This is a genomic window from Roseovarius spongiae, assembly GCF_003651245.1.
In the GTDB taxonomy this organism is placed as follows: domain Bacteria; phylum Pseudomonadota; class Alphaproteobacteria; order Rhodobacterales; family Rhodobacteraceae; genus Roseovarius; species Roseovarius spongiae.
The window spans coordinates 27,545-43,827 of sequence record NZ_RAPE01000001.1 but is presented as its reverse complement, the minus strand read 5'-3'; the positions used below and the strand labels follow the sequence as shown (position 1 = coordinate 43,827).

The window sequence follows — 16,283 nt, the reverse complement described above, 5'->3', positions numbered from 1 at the left end:
CAACCGCTGGCGCGGCGCGCGCAACTTCGGGGCTTACCCTCGTTCAGGCGTCCACTGCGCGAGCACCTTGGAATTGTCGTCGCTGTCGTATTCGTGCAGCACCTGTTCGCTGACGCCGGGGATGCGCGCGAACTGATCGGCGAGCTTGTTGGGGAACCAGCCCGAGCTGATCTTGCCCGGAAAGAGCTGCGCCATGATCTTCGACGTGACCAGCGCGCATTGCGCCTGCCCCACCGGCCCGGCCTCGCGCGCCAGCGTGATCGCCCGCTCGGCGAGCTCGGGGCTCACGTCGAGCGTCTGGATGCGCACGCGATAGGTCTTGCGCGCGTGATAGCGGGTGTAGACATCCGCCACCTGCGGCGTGATCCCGTAGAGCAGGTCGTTGCGTTCCGGGATGGTTTCATGGTGAAACGACCCGGCCGGATCCCAGATCACCCGCTGCGACCCGTTGATCATCAGCGAGGTATGCGCGCCCGCGCCGGTGTTGTTGTTGATCATGGTGAACAGCGTCAGCCGCGGCGGCCCCTCGGCGCGATAGGCGACGCGCTCCACCGCCTCCTTGGTGGCCCAGACCTCTTTCCCGCCGCCGCAACCGGCCAGCGTCGCAAGCGCGATGAACGCGAGAATCAGGAGGCGCATCGGGAAAAACTCCTCTCGGGCGGGATCGGCCGCGTGCGGATCAGCTGTTGAAGATCGCAAGGAAGATCAGCGCCACGATCGACACGATCGCCCCCCGGATCATCCAGGCAAGGAAGCCGTCGAACGTCTTTTCGTGATCCTCGATGCGCATATCGCCGTGTTCATGCTCAGCCATGTCTCCGATTCCCTCCTGTCCCGATCCGGTGGCGGCATGGTCGCCATGCCGCGGTTTTCCCGACCCGCTTAGCCGATTTGCGAAAGGCTGTCACGCCCAAAGGGCCGGGCGTTCAGCCCCTGTCGAGGTCCGCGGCGAGCCGGAAACCGATCCGCGTCGGCGCAGCCTCGGGCTCGGGCTTGGGCACGGCGCGCAGCAGCACGCTCAGCTGCGTGACATGCTGCACCAGCTGCGTCTTGCCGCCCGCCGGATCGCTGCCGTAGAAGGTCACGATGTCCGGGTCGAAATACCCCATGCCTTCGATGCGCAGAACGCCCGCGTCGCCGCCGGTGAACCCCATGGCGACCTCGTGTTCGTTGTCCAACGTCTTCTCGAAGTTGCGGATATAGAGGATCAGCCGCTCGTAGGCCCATTGCGCCGGGCTCTTCTTCTCGACCGGCTCGCGCGTCAGCGCGGCGGGCGCGCCGCTGTCCGCGTGGGGTGTGTCCGGGTCGGCGTGAACCTCGTGGCAGCGCGGCAGCGCGGCGTTCTCCTGCGCCTCGGCAGTGGTCCTGATCTCGTCGTCCATCGCTCACTCCCTGCGCCGCCAGAGCCACGCGCCGTCCGCCCGCGCGCTGCGCTCGATGCGCCCAGCCTGATGCAGATGGTTGAGATGTGCAACCGCCTCCACCAGCGCGAGCCCGTATGTCCCCTGATCGATCCGGCGCTTGAAGAGCGGCGGGAAACACTCCGCTGCCGTGCGCGGTTCGCCGAGACGCTCCATCAGCCGCGCCAGCGCGCCGTGGTGGTTGTCGATCAGTTGGCGCATCCGCAGCGCCAGCCCGGTAAAGGGCAGCTTGTGCCCCGACAGCACGACGTGATCGGACCGCGCCAGCGCGCGGAACCGTGCGCAGGAGTCGAGCCATCCGGCCAGTGGGTCGGCCTCGGGCTCGGTCGGGTAGACGCCGATATTGGGGCTGATCGAGGCGATGATCTGGTCGCCCGCGATCACCAGCCCGTCGTCGCGACTCCAGAGCGTCAGGTGCTCGGGCGCATGGCCATTGCCCACGCGCACGTCCCATGTCCGCCCCGCCGCGGCGAACGCGTCGCCCTCGCGCAGCCTCGTGTAGCCCACCGGCAGCGGCGCGCAGATGTCGGCGAAGTTGAAGGGCCGCTCGTCCTTGCGCCGGGCGAAAGTCTCCGCATCCATCCCCGCCGCCCGCCAGAAGGCGAGCGCCTGCGGCGTCGGGCGCTCCTCCACGTCGAGGATCAGCATCCGCGCCATCAGCCAGGCGGTGCGCGTCGCGACCAGCTCCGCGTCGAAACGCTCCATCAGCCAGCCGGCCATGCCGATATGATCGGGATGGTGATGCGTCAGCACCACGCGCTTTACCGGGCGTCCCTGCAACGGCCCGGCCAGCAACCGCTCCCACAGCGCGACGGCGCGGCGCGATTTCACCCCCGTATCCACGACCGTCCAGCCGTCGCCCTCGTCGAGCGCATAGACGTTGACGTGATCGAGCGCCATCGGCAGCGGCAGCCGCAGCCAGAGCACGCCGGGCGCGACCTCGCACGCCTCGCCCTCCGCGGGCGGTTCGGGCCAGGGATAGCGCAGGCCGGTATGGGCGGCGTCGTTCATCGCGCCATGTCCTCGACGTCTAGCGCGTAGAGATCCGCCGCGCCCTGCCGCGCCGCCGCCAGCAGCGCGGCGTGTTCGGGCAGCATCCGCATGATGTAGACCCGCGCCAGCGCCGCCTGCGCGCTGCCCTCGCCGCACGCCATCGCGGCGGCCAGGTGGTAATGCCCGCCCAGCACCCGCGCAAAGGCGCGCAGGAACGGCGCGGCGCCCGCGAAACGCGCGTTCATCTCCGTCTGCCCCGCCAGCCATTCGACGCCTTCGCGCAGCGCGCTTGACGCGGCCAGCACCGGTTCGGCCAGATCGGCCAGCGCCCCTCGCGCGTCCCTGCCGCGCGCCTCCAGTTCATCGAGCAGGGCAAGCGCCGCATCGCCCCCGTCCATCATCTTGCGCCCGACCAGGTCCATCGCCTGGATGCCGTTGGCGCCCTCGTAGATCGCCGTGACCCGCACGTCGCGGTAGAACTGCGCGGCGCCGGTTTCCTCGATATAGCCCATGCCGCCATGCACCTGTATGCCGGTCTCGGCGACCGACATGCCGGTCGCCGTGCCGAACGCCTTAGCGATGGGGGTAAGCAGCGCCGCCCGCGCCGCCCATGCCGCGTCATCGGTGGCGGTCTGCATGTCGATGGCCACGGCGCAGGCCAGCGCGATGGCGCGCGCGGCGAAGATCTCGGCCTTCATCTCCAGCAGCATCCGGCGCACGTCGGCGTGATCTATGATCGTCCCGGTCCCGCCCTCCACCGGGCTGCGCCCCTGCACCCGCTCGCGCGCATGGGCCAGCGCGTGCTGGTAGGCGCCTTCCGCCGCGCCGATCCCCTCGCCGCCGACGCCAAGGCGGGCGTTGTTCATCATGGTGAACATCGCGCGCATCCCGTCATGCTCTTCGCCCACCAGCCAGCCGGTCGCGCCGTCATACTGCATCACCGCCGTGGGGCTGCCGTGCAGGCCCATCTTGTGCTCGAGGCTGACCACGCTCAGCGCGTTGCGCTCGCCGGGTTCGCCATCCGCGTCGGGGATGAACTTCGGCACGAGAAACAGGCTGATCCCCTTGGTCCCCGGCTTGCCGTCGGGCAGCCGCGCAAGAACGAGGTGGCAGACATTCGCGGTAAAGTCGTTGTCGCCCCAGCTGATATAGATCTTCTGCCCGGTGATCGCGTAGGCGCCGTCGCCGATCGGTTCGGCCCGCGTGCGCAGCGCGCCGACATCGCTGCCGGCCTGCGATTCGGTCAGGTTCATGGTGCCGGACCATTCGCCGCTCACCAGTTTCGGCAGGTAGATCGCCTTCAACGCGTCGCTGGCGTGATGATCGAGCGCCTCGATCTGGCCCTGCGTCATCAGCGGGTTCAGTTGCAGCGACAGGCAGGCGGCGCTCATCATCTCGTTGACGGCGGTGGTGAGCGTCATAGGCAGGCCCATGCCGCCATGCTCGGGCGGGGCGCTGATCGACACCCAGCCGCCCTCGGCGATGGCCTTGTAGCCTTCGGCGAAACCCGGGCTGGTGCGCACGATCCCGTTCTCGAGCTTTGCTGGATGCAGATCGCCCGCGCGTTGCAGCGGGGCGAGCACGTCCTCGCACATGCGCCCCGCCTCGCTGAGGATCGCGGCGGTCACGTCCGGCGTCGCCTCCGCGAAGCGATCGGTCGCCGCGACCCGGTCAAAGCCGACCACGTGATCGAGAAGCAGGCGGTATTCGTCCAGCGGGGCGCGATAGGGCATCCGGGTCTCCTTGGCCGCGCGGCCTTGGCTTTGCCGGGCGCGCGCGCTACTGACGCATCGAAGTCTTCGTAACCTATCGCGCCGCGCGACGCCATCAAGCAGAACGCGGCGTCAGAGGATCACCCGCCCTTGGCCGATACCCTGCAGACCGAAACGCTCGCCCCCGACGCCGCCGGGATCGAACGCGCGGCCGCGCTGCTGGCGCAGGGCGCGCTGGTCTCCTTTCCGACCGAAACGGTCTATGGCCTCGGCGGCGACGCGACGCAGGGGCGCGCGGTGGCGGGCATCTTCGCGGCCAAGGACCGGCCCGCGTTCAATCCCCTGATCGTGCACGTGGCGGATGCAGGGATGGCCCGGCGCTTCGGCGAATGGTCGGACACCGCCGACCGGCTGGCGGCCGCCTTCTGGCCGGGGCCGCTGACGCTGGTGCTGCCGCTGCGCGCGGGCCACAGGCTCAGCCCGCTGGTCAGCGCCGGACAGGACAGCGTGGCGCTGCGCGCGCCCGACCACCCGGTCGCGCAGGCGCTGTTGCGCGCGCTCGACCGGCCCGTCGCCGCGCCCTCGGCCAACCGCTCGGGGCGAATCAGCCCGACCCGCGCGGCGCATGTGGCCGCGGGTCTCGGCGGGCGCATCGACGCCATCCTCGACGGCGGGCCCTGCCCGGTGGGCGTCGAATCCACCATCCTCGGCCTGACCGGCGCCCCCACCCTGCTGCGCCCCGGCGGCCTGCCCGCAGAGGCGCTCGAGGCGGCGCTGGGCCACGCGTTGCCGCGCGCCGCCGCCAACGCCGCCATCACCGCGCCGGGGCAGCTCGCCTCGCATTACGCGCCGCGCGCGGGCGTGCGGCTGAACGCGGACGCGGCCGAACCCGGCGAGACGCTGCTCGGCTTCGGGCGCATGGAGGCCGATCGCAACCTCTCGCCCACCGGCGATCTGACCGAGGCCGCCGCCAACCTCTTCGCCATGCTCCACCGCCTCGACGCCGAAGGCGCGCGCGGCATCGCCGTCGCCCCGATCCCCGAAACCGGCCTCGGGCGCGCCATCAACGACCGCCTGCGCCGCGCCGCCGCGCCGCGCGATCCCTGACGTTCAATGTTCCCCGAATACTCGGCTCCCGCACCCGGCCTCAGGCGGGCCGGACCGGCCTTGCGCGCAGCGCCAGGATCACCTCGATCAGCGCCGCGGCAAGGATCAGCGCCGCCCCCGCGACCTGCGCCGCGCCGAACCGCTCATCCAGCAGCACCGCGCCCGATATGACGCCCGACAGGATTTCCAGCGTGAAGAGAAAGCTCAGCAGCGCCGGCGACAGGCGCTGCGCGCTCCAGAGCGTGAGAAACATCACCGGCAGGATATAGACCGCCCCGAGCCCGAGCCCGGTCGACAGCACCATCGGGTCCGGCGCCGCCGGCAGCGCATCCCCGACGACCACCATGAACCCGGCCGCGATCAGCACGCTGAACAGCAGCGTCGCCAACGTGACCGCCCCCGCCGGCGCGCGCCCCTCGGTAAAGAGAAAGGTCGCGCCGACGGCCCAGCACAGGCCCGAGAGGATCGCGACCCCGTCGCCCAGCCCGACCCCCGCCAGCGACACGTCGCCGCCAAGCACGAGGAACGCGCCCATCAGCGCCATGAGCAGCGTCAGAGTGGCCGAATGCCGCCAGCGCTGCCCCAGCACGGCCCATTCGATGACCTTGCTCCAGGCCGGCGCGAGGTAGAAGAGCAGGATCGCGCGCAACACGTCCGTGATCCCCAGCGAGATCGAGTAGAACGTCAGCGCGCCCCCGACCAGCGCCGCCCCGGCCAGCGCCCGCCGGTTCAGCCGCACCGGGCGGCGCGTCGCGATCAGCCACGCCCCGATCGCGATGCTGGCGCCGAGGTTGGTCAGGATCGGCGCCTGCGCCCCCGAAAGCCCCTGGGCCCCGAGGTAGCGCATCGGAATCCACCACAGGCCCCAGAAGATCGCCGAGAGAAAGGTCAGCAACACCGGGGCGAGCGACTGTGAAACCACGGGACGGGTCATTGCATGGGACCGGGGCGACCGCCTTGCGGTCAGCTCCCCTCCGCGGCGGGGGCGGAGGAGGCCATCCCGTCAAGCCAGAGCATCAGCGCCGCCGCCTGCCCGTCAAGCCAGCGCCGCCCGTCATTCACCACGATGACGTACTCGTTCATGACATCCGACAGCGCCGGCACCGCGCGCCCGATCTGCGGCGCGAAGACGTAAAGCAGCAGCAGGATCACCGCCAGCGCCACGACCAGCAGGAAGCCGCGCCGAAAACCGCCGCCCGCCTGCGCCGGGTCGGGCGCCTCGGGATAGGCGTCCTGCATGGCGTCGGCGTCGGCCGCGCTCTCTTCGTTGCGCAGGGACGAATTGATCTCCTCGATATCGGGCAACAGGCCGCGGCGCGATGTCGGGTCGATCTCGCCGCCCGCCGCCGCTGCGTCGCCATCCGGCGCCGGATCGGGTTCGCCGCGCAGACGCGCCATGCGGGCGCGGGCCTCGCGGCTGCGCCGGTCCATGTCCTCCGCGCCGTCGTCCAGCCCCAGTTCGGGCTGGGATTCAAGATTGCCGGCCTCGCGCGCCCGCGCCCGCGCCTCGCGCTCGGCCTCCTCGCGCAGCACGCTGCTCACCTCGGGGTCGAGTTCCCGGCGCGGCGAGCCGGTCGGCGTGGCGGCGGCCGGCCCCGGCGCATCACCTTGCGCATGCGCGTCGTCATCCGCCCCCTGTGGGGCGTCCTGCGGCGCATCCGGGGCCGGGGCGCGGGCGAATTCGGCAGGCTCGGCCTCTTTGGCGGGGTCATGATCGGGATGATGCTGAAACCACGTATCGCCGCAATTTGAGCACTGGACATCGCGCCCGGTCTCGGGAAGAACGTCATCGGGGATCTCGTATTGCGCCCCGCAATTCGGGCAGGTCAGCCTCATTCGATCACCCCACTAGCCTCGTCCGGTTCCTTCTCCGCCTGCGCCGCAATGCGGGCCGGCACGGGTTTTCCCTTAGCATAAGGTGTAACGGACCGCCCGAAAAGAGCAAAGGAAATGCGCGCACGCGATTGCAAGCGCGCTCGCGCTCGGGCATTCAGGGGGCGGATCGGAAAAGGGGCCTTGCGTGATCGAGCTGGAAAACGTCGCCTACAGCTATGGCGGGGCCGAATTGCTCAGCGACATCACGCTGAAGCTCCAGCCCGGATCGTTCCACTTCCTGACCGGCCCCTCGGGCGCGGGCAAGACCACGCTGCTCAAGCTCTGCTACGGCGCGCTGATACCCACGGCCGGCTTCGTGCATCTCTTCGGGCAGGACGTGCGCGCCATGGGCCGCGACGACATTGCCCTCGCCCGCCGCCGGATCGGCGTGGTTCACCAGGACTGCCAGTTCCTCAACCACCTGAGCGTCGCCGAGAACATCGCGCTGCCGCTCACCGTTTCCGACCGCGACGCCGCGGCGGAGCAGGACAACCTCAGGGAACTGACCGAATGGGTCGGCCTGACCGCCCGCGCCGACGCCCTGCCCCCCGAACTCTCGGGCGGGGAGCGCCAGCGCGCCGCGCTCGCCCGCGCGGTCATCATGTCGCCCGACGCGATCCTCGCGGACGAACCCACCGGCAACGTCGACTGGGACATGTCCCAACGCCTGATGCGCCTGCTGGTCGAGCTGAACCGCATGGGCAAGACGATCATGATCGCCACTCACGACCTTGCGCTGATCCGCGCGGCCAAGCCGCATGTGCAGGCCCGCGTGCTGCGCATCTCGAACCGGCGTCTGCAACTGGCGGGGGCCGACCTGTGAAACCCCGGCTCAGCGATCTGCGCACCCTGATGAAAGGCGACAGCCAGGCCGACCGGGTCGTGCCGCCCACCGGCTTCACCGCCTCGCTCACGCTGTTCGCCGCCGCGGCGATGGCGTTCCTCGCCGTGTTCGCGCTGGCGCTGTCGCTGGCGACGTCGCGGCTCGCCGACCGCTGGGGGGAGGAGCTGGCGCGCTCGTCCACGCTGCGCATCTCGGCCCCCGAGGGGCAGATGGCCGCCCAGACCGAGGCCGCGCTGCGGGTGCTGGAAACCACGCCCGGCGTCGCCTCGGCCCGCGCGCTCTCGGATGACGAGCAACGCGCGCTGCTCGAACCCTGGTTCGGCCCAGACCTGCCGGTGGAAAGCCTGCCGATCCCCCGGCTGATCGAGGTGATCGAGGAGGGCGCGGGCTATGACGCCGCCGGGTTGCGGCTGCGCCTCTCCGCCGAGGCGCCGGGCGCGGTGCTTGACGATCACACCCGCTGGCGCGCGCCGCTGGTGCGCGCGGCGTCGCGACTGCGCATGCTGGGCTGGGTCTCGCTCGGGCTGATCGCGGCGACGGTGGCGGCGATGATCACGCTGGCGGCGGGCGCGGCGCTGGCGGCCAACGCGCAGGTGATCGGGGTGCTGCGCCTCGTGGGGGCGCGCGACCGCTACATCGCGCGGGCCTTCGTGCGCCGCTTCACCCTGCGCGCGCTGACCGGCGCGGCGGTGGGAACCCTGCTCGGCTGCGTGGCGATCGCGCTCCTGCCCAGCGCGGAGGTCGGCGGCGGCTTCCTCACCGGGCTCGGCTTCCGGGGCTGGGGCTGGCTCTGGCCGCCGCTGATCCCGCCGCTGGCCGCGCTGGTCGCCTTCCTCGCCACCCGCGCGGCGGCGCGCCGGACGCTGGGGGAAATGTCGTGACGCACGCGCTGCAATGGCTCCGTTCGCTGGTCTTCGTCGTGCAGATCTACGCGATGATGGGGGTGCTCGGCATCCTGTTCCTGCCCTGGGCGCTGTTCAGCCGCCGCGGCGCGCGCGCGGCGTGCAAGGCGTGGTGCGTCTGGGTGCGCTGGACCGCCCGGTGGATGGTCGGACTGCGCACCGAGGTGCGCGGAACGCCACCGACCGACGAGGTGCTGATCGCGGCCAAGCATCAATCCTTTCTCGACATCATCCTGATCTTCGGCTCGGTCCCGGCGGGCAAGTTCATCATGAAGCGCGAACTGATGTACGCGCCGGTGATCGGCCAGTACGCGCTGCGCATCGGCTGCGTCCCGGTCGACCGGGGCAAGCGCAGCCAGGCGATCAAGAAGATGGTCAAGGACGTCGCGCGCGGCGCGCAGGCGCCGGGGCAGCTCATCATCTATTCGCAGGGCACCCGCATCGCGCCGGGGGTGAAGGCGCCCTACAAGGTCGGCTCGAGCGTACTCTACCAGGAACTGGGGCAGGATTGCGTGCCGGTCGCCACGAATGTCGGCGTGTTCTGGCCGCGCAAGGGGATCATGCGCAAGCCGGGCCTCGCGGTGGTCGAATTCCTCCCGCGCATCCCCGCCGGGCTCGACAAGGCCGGGTTCATGAAACAACTGGAAACCGAGGTCGAGAGCGCGTCGGACGCGCTCATGACCGAGGCCGGTTTCGTGCTGGAACAGGAGGAAGAGGCGCGCGGCCTGGACTGAAACCGGCCCGCGCGCCGCGCCCGCTCAGGCGTGAATCGCCCCGTCGCCGCAGGCCAGCGCCGCCTCGCGGACCGCCTCCGAGAAGGTCGGATGCGCGTGGCAGGTCAGCGCCAGATCCTCCGCCGAGGCGCCGAATTCCATCGCGACGCAGACCTCGTGGATCAGATCGCCCGCGCCGGGGCCGATAATGTGACAGCCAAGGATGCGGTCGGTCTCCTTGTCGGCGATCAGCTTCACGAAACCATCGCCCGCGAACATCGCCTTGGCGCGCGCGTTGCCCATGAAGGGGAACTTGCCGACCTTGTATGCGCGGCCCTCGTCCTTCAGCTCCGCTTCGGTCTTGCCCACGGCGGCGACCTCGGGATGGGTGTAGATCACCGACGGGATCACGCCGTAATTGACGTGGCCATGCCTGCCCGCGATCACCTCGGCGGCGGCCATGCCCTCGTCCTCGGCCTTGTGGGCGAGCATGGGACCGTCGATCGCGTCGCCGATGGCGTAGATGCCCTTCACGTTGGTCCGCCAGTGCTCATCGGTCTTGACCTGGCCCTTGTCGCTCATCTCGACGCCCAACTCGGACAGGCCGAGCCCGTCCGTGTAGGGCCGGCGCCCGGTGGAAACCAGCACGACATCGGCGTCGAGCACCTCTTCGCTATCGTCCTTGCGCAGCTTGTAATGCACCTTGGCCTTGGTCTTGGTCGCCTCGGTCTTCTGCACGGCGGCGCCCATGATGAACTTGAGCCCCTGTTTCTTGAGCGTGCGCTGCAGCGTCTTCTGCACCTCTGCGTCCATGCCCGGCGTGATGTGGTCGAGGAACTCCACCACCGTCACCTCGGACCCCAGCCGCGCATAGACCGAGCCGAGCTCGAGCCCGATCACCCCCGCGCCGATCACCACCAGCTTCTTCGGCACCTTGCCGAGCTCCAGCGCGCCGGTGGAAGTGACGACGACCTTCTCGTCAACCTCGACCCCCTTGAGCGCGGCGGGCTCAGAGCCGGTGGCGACGATGATGTTCTTCGCCTCGTGGGTGTCGTCCCCGACCTTGACCTTGCCCGCCTCCGGGATCGATCCCCACCCCTTGAGCCAGTCGATCTTGTTCTTCTTGAACAGGAATTCGATGCCCTTGGTGTTCTGGCCGATGGTGTCGTCCTTGTAGGACAGCATCTGCTTCCAGTCGACCGACGGCGACTTGCCCTTGAGGCCCATCTTGGCGAAATTCTCCTCGGCCTCGTGCAGCATGTGCGAGGCGTGCAACAGCGCCTTGGAGGGGATGCAGCCAACGTTGAGACAGGTGCCGCCCAGCGTCTCGCGCCCCTCGACGCAGGCGGTTTTCAAACCCAGTTGCGCGCAGCGGATGGCGGCGACATACCCACCGGGGCCGGAGCCGATTACGATCACGTCATAGGAGGCCATTGGGTTCATCCCCTCTAGTGTTTGGAGTCTGCGCAAACTGACCCTGATTGGCCTCGGGGTCAACCGGAACGCGGGGCGCGGCGCCCGGCCGCATGGGTCGGATCCGAGTATTTTGGGAACATTGAACGGTCAGAACAGCGCCGCGAGAAGCATCAGCACGGTCGCGCCGAACCCCACCGCCCAGATCAGCGAACGCCACGGCACGAGGCCGAAGGCGTAGGCCGGCACATAGAGCACGCGCGCGACCAGATAGAGCCACGCGCAGGCGGCGGTGAGGGCGGTGGACTGGCCCGCGAGCGTGACGACGACGCAGGCGATGGTGAACAGGATCAGCCCCTCGAAATGGTTGTTGAGCGCGCGAAAGAGCCGCCCGGTGCGCGGGCTGACCTGCTGCTCCAGCGGCCTTTCCATGCGCTCGGGATCGCGCGGCGAAAGCGTCTTGCCCGGCCCGAGTTCGAGATTGGCGGGGACCGCCATGAGGGCGTATTGCACCACTTGCAGGAGCGCGGCGAGGGTAAGGGCGGTGAGTTCAGGGGTCATGGCGGCGTCCTTTCGTCGATAGCGGGCTGAAGCCCGCCCTACGGGTCTCGCGTAGGCCGGGCTTCAGCCCGGCGTGGACGCGTGCGGCAGAGCGGTCGCGATGGCATGGTGGGGTGAAACCCCACCCTACGGGGTGGCGTAGGGTGGGTTTCCAACCCACCGCCCCCTCACAAATCCATCAGCAACCGCCGCGGATCCTCCAGCGCGTCCTTCACCCGCACGAGGAACGTCACCGCCCCCTTGCCGTCCACGATCCGGTGATCGTAGCTGAGCGCCAGATACATCATCGGGCGGATCACGATCTCGCCGTCCACCACGACCGGGCGCTCCTGGATCTTGTGCATGCCGAGGATCCCCGATTGCGGCGGGTTCAGGATCGGCGAGGACATGAGCGAACCATAGACGCCGCCGTTGGAAATGGTGAACGTGCCGCCCTGCATCTCGGCCATGGAGAGCTTGCCGTCGCGGGCGCGGGCGCCTTTCTCGGCGATGGCCTTCTCGATGGCGGCGAAGCTCATGGAATCGGCGTCGCGGATCACCGGCACGACCAGCCCCGTGGGCGTGCCGGTGGCGATGCCCATATGCACGAAGTTCTTGTAGACCACGTCGGTGCCGTCGATCTCGGCGTTGACCTCGGGCACCTCGTTCAGCGCGTGGCAGCAGGCCTTGGTGAAGAAGGACATGAAGCCAAGCTTGACGCCGTGTTTCTTCGCGAACTCTTCCTTGTACTGGCTGCGCAGCGCCATCACCGCGCTCATGTCGACCTCGTTGTAGGTGGTCAGCATGGCGGCGGTGTTCTGGCTTTCCTTCAGGCGGCGCGCGATGGTCTGGCGCAGGCGGGTCATCTTGACCCGTTCCTCGCGCGCGGCGTCCTCGGCCGGGGCCGGTGCGCGCGGGGTCTCCGCCGGCGCGGCCGGGGCGGATTCCGCGCCCGGGGATGCGGCGCTCTTGCCCGCGGCAAGCGCCTTGGAGACGTCCTCCTTCATGATGCGCCCGTCCCTGCCGCTGCCAACGACCTGACCGGGGCTGAGCCCGGCCTCGGCCATCGCCTTCTTGGCGGCGGGGGCGTCCTCGCCCTTGCGCTCGGCGGCGGGTTCGGCCGGCGCGTCGTCCTCCTCCTTCGGCGTCTCGCGCGTGGAGGGCTCGACCGCTCCGTCGGCGGCCCCCGAAAGCACGGCGAGCCTGCCGTCGGCCTGCACGGTGTCGCCCTCCTTGGCAAGTATCTCGGTGATCGTGCCGGCGGCGGGCGCGGGCACCTCGACCGAAACCTTGTCGGTCTCCAGTTCGCAGAGCATCTCGTCCTGGCTCACATCGTCGCCGACCTTCTTGAACCAGGTCGAAACCGTCGCCTCGGTCACGGATTCGCCCAGCGTGGGCACCATCACATCGACGTTGCCGCCGCTTTCCGGCTGCTCGCCCGCCTTCGTCGGCTTGCCGCCGGCGCTTGAGACGGTCTTGCCGTCGCCGTCGTCCTCCTTGCCGCCGCCAGAGGCGCCCGCCCCTTCCTCGATGGTGGCCAGCAGGGCGTTGACGCCCACCGTCTCGCCCTCGGCCGCGACGATCTCGCCCATCCTGCCTGCGGCGGGGGCGGGCACCTCGACGGTGACCTTGTCGGTTTCCAGCTCACAGAGCATCTCGTCGGCCTCGACCGCGTCGCCGGGTTTCTTGAACCAGGTGGCGACGGTGGCTTCGGTCACGGATTCGCCCAGCGTGGGGACGCGTACTTCGGTGGACATGGCTTATTTCCCTTCGATCGTCAGCGCGGCGTCGACCAGCGCGGATTGTTGTGCTTTGTGCTGCGAGGCGAGCCCCGTCGCAGGCGAGGCGGCGGCGGCGCGGCCGACATAGACCGGGCGGGTGTGCTTGGCCTTGATGCGCCCCAGCACCCATTCGATGTTGGGCTCGATGAAGGACCATGCGCCCTGGTTCTTCGGCTCTTCCTGGCACCAGACCATCTCGGCCTGCTTGAACCGCTCCAGCTCCTTCACCGAGGACTGGGCGGGGAAGGGATAGAACTGCTCATAGCGCATCAGGTAGATATCATCGATGCCGCGCGCGTCGCGTTCCTCCAGCAGATCGTAATAGACCTTGCCCGAACACATCACCACGCGCCGGATCTTGTCGTCGGGCGCCAGCTCGGTTTCGGAATTGCCGTATTGCGCGTCATCCCACAGCACCCGGTGAAAGCTCGACCCGGTGATGAATTCCTCGGCCTTGCTGACCGCCAGCTTGTGCCGCAAGAGCGATTTCGGCGTCATAAGGATCAGCGGCTTGCGGAAGGTCCGGTGAAGCTGCCGGCGCAGGATGTGGAAATAGTTGGCCGGCGTCGTGCAGTTGGCGACGATCCAGTTGTCCTGCCCGCACATGGTCAGGAACCGCTCGAGCCGCGCGGAGGAGTGTTCCGGCCCCTGCCCCTCGTAGCCGTGGGGCAGCAGGCAGGTCAGCCCGGACATGCGCAGCCACTTGGATTCCCCCGACGAGATGAACTGGTCGAACATGATCTGCGCGCCGTTGGCGAAATCGCCGAACTGCGCCTCCCACAACGTGAGCGCGTTCGGCTCGGCGAGCGAATAGCCATATTCGAACCCCAGCACCGCGTATTCGCTGAGCATCGAATCGATGACCTCGTAGCGCCCCTGCCCCTCGCGGACGTGGTTGAGCGGATAGTAGCGCTCTTCGGTGTCCTGGTTGATCAGCGCGGAATGGCGCTGGCTGAAGGTGCCCCGCGCGCTGTCCTGCCCGGCGAGGCGCACCGGAAAGCCCTCGGTCATGAGCGAGCCGAAGGCAAGCGCCTCGCCGGTTGCCCAGTCGAACCCCTCGCCAGTCTCGAACATGCGCGCCTTGGTCTCGAGCAAGCGCTGCACCGTCTTGTGCAGCGGAAAGCCCTCGGGCGCGGTGGTGATGGCGCGGCCGATCTCCTCGAAGGTCTCCTTCTCGATCGCCGTCGGCCCGCGTTGGTAGTCCTCATTGTCGCGGTCGAGATGGGACCACTTGCCGTCAAGCCAGTCGGCCTTGTTCGGCTTGTAGTTGGCGCCGGCCTCGAACTCGTCCGAAAGGTGGGACTGGAACGCGGCCTTCATGTCCTCGACCTCGCCCTCGGGGATCAGCCCGTCATTGACCAGCCGCTCGGTATAGAGGCTGAGCGTGGTCTTCTGCTTCTTGATCTTCTTGTACATGAGGGGATTGGTGAACATCGGCTCATCCCCCTCGTTATGGCCGAAGCGGCGATAGCAGATGATGTCGATCACCACGTCCTTGTGGAACTTCTGCCGGAACTCCGTGGCCACGCGCGCGGCGTGCACGACCGCCTCGGGGTCGTCGCCGTTGACGTGGAATATGGGCGCCTCGACCATCAGCGCGATATCCGTGGGATAGGGGCTCGAGCGGCTGAAATGCGGCGCGGTGGTGAACCCGATCTGGTTGTTCACCACGATATGCATCGTGCCGCCGGTGCGGTGCCCCTTGAGGCCGGAAAGGCCGAAACACTCGGCCACCACGCCCTGCCCGGCGAATGCCGCGTCGCCATGCAGCAGGATCGGCAGCACCTTGGTGCGGTCCTCGTCGTTGAGCTGGTCCTGCTTGGCCCGCGCCTTGCCCAGCACGACGGGGTTCACCGCCTCCAGATGGCTGGGATTCGCGGTCAGCGACAGGTGCACCTCGTTGCCGTCGAACTCGCGGTCGGACGAGGCGCCGAGGTGGTATTTCACGTCGCCCGAGCCGTCCACGTCCTCGGGCTTGAAGCTGCCGCCCTGGAATTCGTGGAAAATCGCGCGGTAGGGCTTGCCCATCACGTTGGCCAGCACCGACAGCCGCCCGCGGTGGGGCATGCCGATGATGATCTCCTCGACGCCAAGGCTGCCGCCGCGCTTGATGATCTGCTCCATCGCCGGGATCAGCGACTCGCCCCCGTCAAGGCCGAACCGCTTGGTGCCCATGTATTTCACATGCAGGAATTTCTCGAGCCCCTCGGCCTCGACCAGCTTGTTCAGGATCGCCTTGCGGCCCTCGCGGGTAAAGCCGATCTCCTTGCCGTAACCCTCGATCCGCTCCTTGAGCCAGTTGGCCTCGTCGGGGTCCGAGATATGCATGTATTGCAGCGCGAAGGTGCCGCAGTAGGTGCGCCGCACCAGCTCCAGGATCTCGCGCACCGAGGCGATCTGAAGGCCCAGAACGTTGTCGATGAAGATCGGGCGGTCCATGTCCGCATCGGTGAAGCCGTAGGATTTCGGGTCGAGCTCGGGGCGATAGGGCTGGTCGCGCAGGCCCAGCGGATCGAGATCGGCCACCAGGTGCCCGCGGATGCGATAGGCGCGGATCAGCATCAGCGCGCGCACCGAATCGAGCACCGCGCGCTGGATCACCTCGTCGCTGACCTCGACGCCCTTCTCATGCGCCTTGCCGGCGATCTTCTTGCCGACCTCCGCCGGGCCGGGCTCGTCCGGCCATTCGCCGGTCAGCGCGCCGGTCAGGTCGTCCTCGGGCATCGGCGGCCAGTCGGGCCGCGCCCAGCTTGGCCCGGCGGCCTCTTGCTGGACCGCGCGATCATCATCGCCCAACTGCGAAAAGAACGCGCGCCATGCCTCGTCCACGGCGTCCGGGTCGCCCGCGTAGCGCGCGTAGAGCTGTTCGAGATACTCGGCGTTCTGCCCCTGCATGAAGCTGGACGCGTGAAACTCGTCGTTGGGGGATTGGTTGGTCATTTGCTTACCTCATGCGGGCCGCGGCCCATCAGTATCGGAACG

General features: G+C 68.8%; 15 protein-coding genes. 4 read left to right on the top strand and 11 right to left on the bottom strand.

Annotated elements, in window-relative coordinates:
* Positions 1–33: 33 nt before the first annotated feature.
* The 5 genes from D6850_RS00220 to D6850_RS00200 form a co-directional block, all read right to left on the bottom strand.
* Positions 34–639 (bottom strand): hypothetical protein, encoded by a 606-nt coding sequence (locus tag D6850_RS00220; protein ID WP_121162957.1) that lies wholly within the window; start codon positions 637–639, stop codon positions 34–36.
* 40 nt (positions 640–679) lie between these two features.
* Positions 680–814 (bottom strand): aa3-type cytochrome c oxidase subunit IV, encoded by a 135-nt coding sequence (locus D6850_RS00215; protein ID WP_121162956.1) that lies wholly within the window; start codon positions 812–814, stop codon positions 680–682.
* 112 nt (positions 815–926) lie between these two features.
* The gene (locus D6850_RS00210; protein ID WP_121162955.1) at positions 927–1,382 is read right to left on the bottom strand and encodes a DUF6173 family protein; all 456 of its coding nucleotides are present in this window, start codon (positions 1,380–1,382) and stop codon (positions 927–929) included.
* A gap of 3 nt (positions 1,383–1,385) precedes the next feature.
* Entirely contained in the window at positions 1,386–2,432 is a 1,047-nt protein-coding gene (locus D6850_RS00205; protein ID WP_121162954.1) for an MBL fold metallo-hydrolase, read from the bottom strand.
* Complete coding sequence (locus tag D6850_RS00200; RefSeq protein ID WP_121162953.1) at positions 2,429–4,147, bottom strand: acyl-CoA dehydrogenase; 1,719 nt, start codon at positions 4,145–4,147, stop codon at positions 2,429–2,431. The genes D6850_RS00205 and D6850_RS00200 overlap by 4 nt, the downstream gene beginning before the upstream one ends.
* Positions 4,148–4,276: 129 nt before the next feature.
* Between D6850_RS00200 and D6850_RS00195 the strand changes: the two genes are divergently transcribed.
* Complete coding sequence (locus D6850_RS00195; RefSeq protein ID WP_121162952.1) at positions 4,277–5,233, top strand: L-threonylcarbamoyladenylate synthase; 957 nt, start codon at positions 4,277–4,279, stop codon at positions 5,231–5,233.
* A 40-nt stretch (positions 5,234–5,273) separates the two neighbouring features.
* Here the strand turns inward: D6850_RS00195 and D6850_RS00190 are convergent, their stop codons facing one another.
* A complete protein-coding gene (locus D6850_RS00190) occupies positions 5,274–6,167 on the bottom strand; it encodes a DMT family transporter (protein WP_121162951.1) in 894 nt (297 codons plus the stop codon).
* A gap of 29 nt (positions 6,168–6,196) precedes the next feature.
* Positions 6,197–7,069 carry a zinc-ribbon domain-containing protein gene (locus D6850_RS00185; RefSeq protein WP_121162950.1) on the bottom strand — a complete coding sequence of 291 codons (873 nt, stop codon included), beginning with the start codon at positions 7,067–7,069 and terminating at the stop codon, positions 6,197–6,199.
* Between the two features lie 184 nt (positions 7,070–7,253).
* Here D6850_RS00185 and D6850_RS00180 point away from each other — a divergent pair, with 184 nt between their 5' ends.
* The 3 genes from D6850_RS00180 to D6850_RS00170 are packed head-to-tail and all read left to right on the top strand — an operon-like array spanning position 7,254 to position 9,588.
* Positions 7,254–7,931, top strand: coding sequence for a cell division ATP-binding protein FtsE (locus D6850_RS00180; protein WP_121162949.1), 678 nt, complete (start codon positions 7,254–7,256; stop codon positions 7,929–7,931).
* 29 nt (positions 7,932–7,960) lie between these two features.
* Positions 7,961–8,833, top strand: coding sequence for a cell division protein FtsX (locus tag D6850_RS00175; RefSeq protein ID WP_121164949.1), 873 nt, complete (start codon positions 7,961–7,963; stop codon positions 8,831–8,833).
* Positions 8,830–9,588 carry a lysophospholipid acyltransferase family protein gene (locus D6850_RS00170; protein WP_121162948.1) on the top strand — a complete coding sequence of 253 codons (759 nt, stop codon included), beginning with the start codon at positions 8,830–8,832 and terminating at the stop codon, positions 9,586–9,588. The genes D6850_RS00175 and D6850_RS00170 overlap by 4 nt, the downstream gene beginning before the upstream one ends.
* A gap of 24 nt (positions 9,589–9,612) precedes the next feature.
* On the opposite strand, the gene lpdA is transcribed toward D6850_RS00170, so the two are convergent.
* The 4 genes from lpdA to D6850_RS00150 form a co-directional block, all read right to left on the bottom strand.
* Positions 9,613–11,001 carry a dihydrolipoyl dehydrogenase gene (lpdA, locus tag D6850_RS00165; protein ID WP_121162947.1) on the bottom strand — a complete coding sequence of 463 codons (1,389 nt, stop codon included), beginning with the start codon at positions 10,999–11,001 and terminating at the stop codon, positions 9,613–9,615.
* Positions 11,002–11,130: 129 nt separating this feature from the next.
* Positions 11,131–11,541, bottom strand: a complete 411-nt coding sequence (locus D6850_RS00160; RefSeq protein WP_121162946.1) for an MAPEG family protein — start codon at positions 11,539–11,541, stop codon at positions 11,131–11,133.
* A gap of 167 nt (positions 11,542–11,708) precedes the next feature.
* Positions 11,709–13,277, bottom strand: a complete 1,569-nt coding sequence (gene odhB, locus D6850_RS00155; protein ID WP_121162945.1) for a 2-oxoglutarate dehydrogenase complex dihydrolipoyllysine-residue succinyltransferase — start codon at positions 13,275–13,277, stop codon at positions 11,709–11,711.
* A gap of 3 nt (positions 13,278–13,280) precedes the next feature.
* Positions 13,281–16,241, bottom strand: a complete 2,961-nt coding sequence (locus D6850_RS00150; protein ID WP_121162944.1) for a 2-oxoglutarate dehydrogenase E1 component — start codon at positions 16,239–16,241, stop codon at positions 13,281–13,283.
* Positions 16,242–16,283 lie beyond the last annotated feature (42 nt).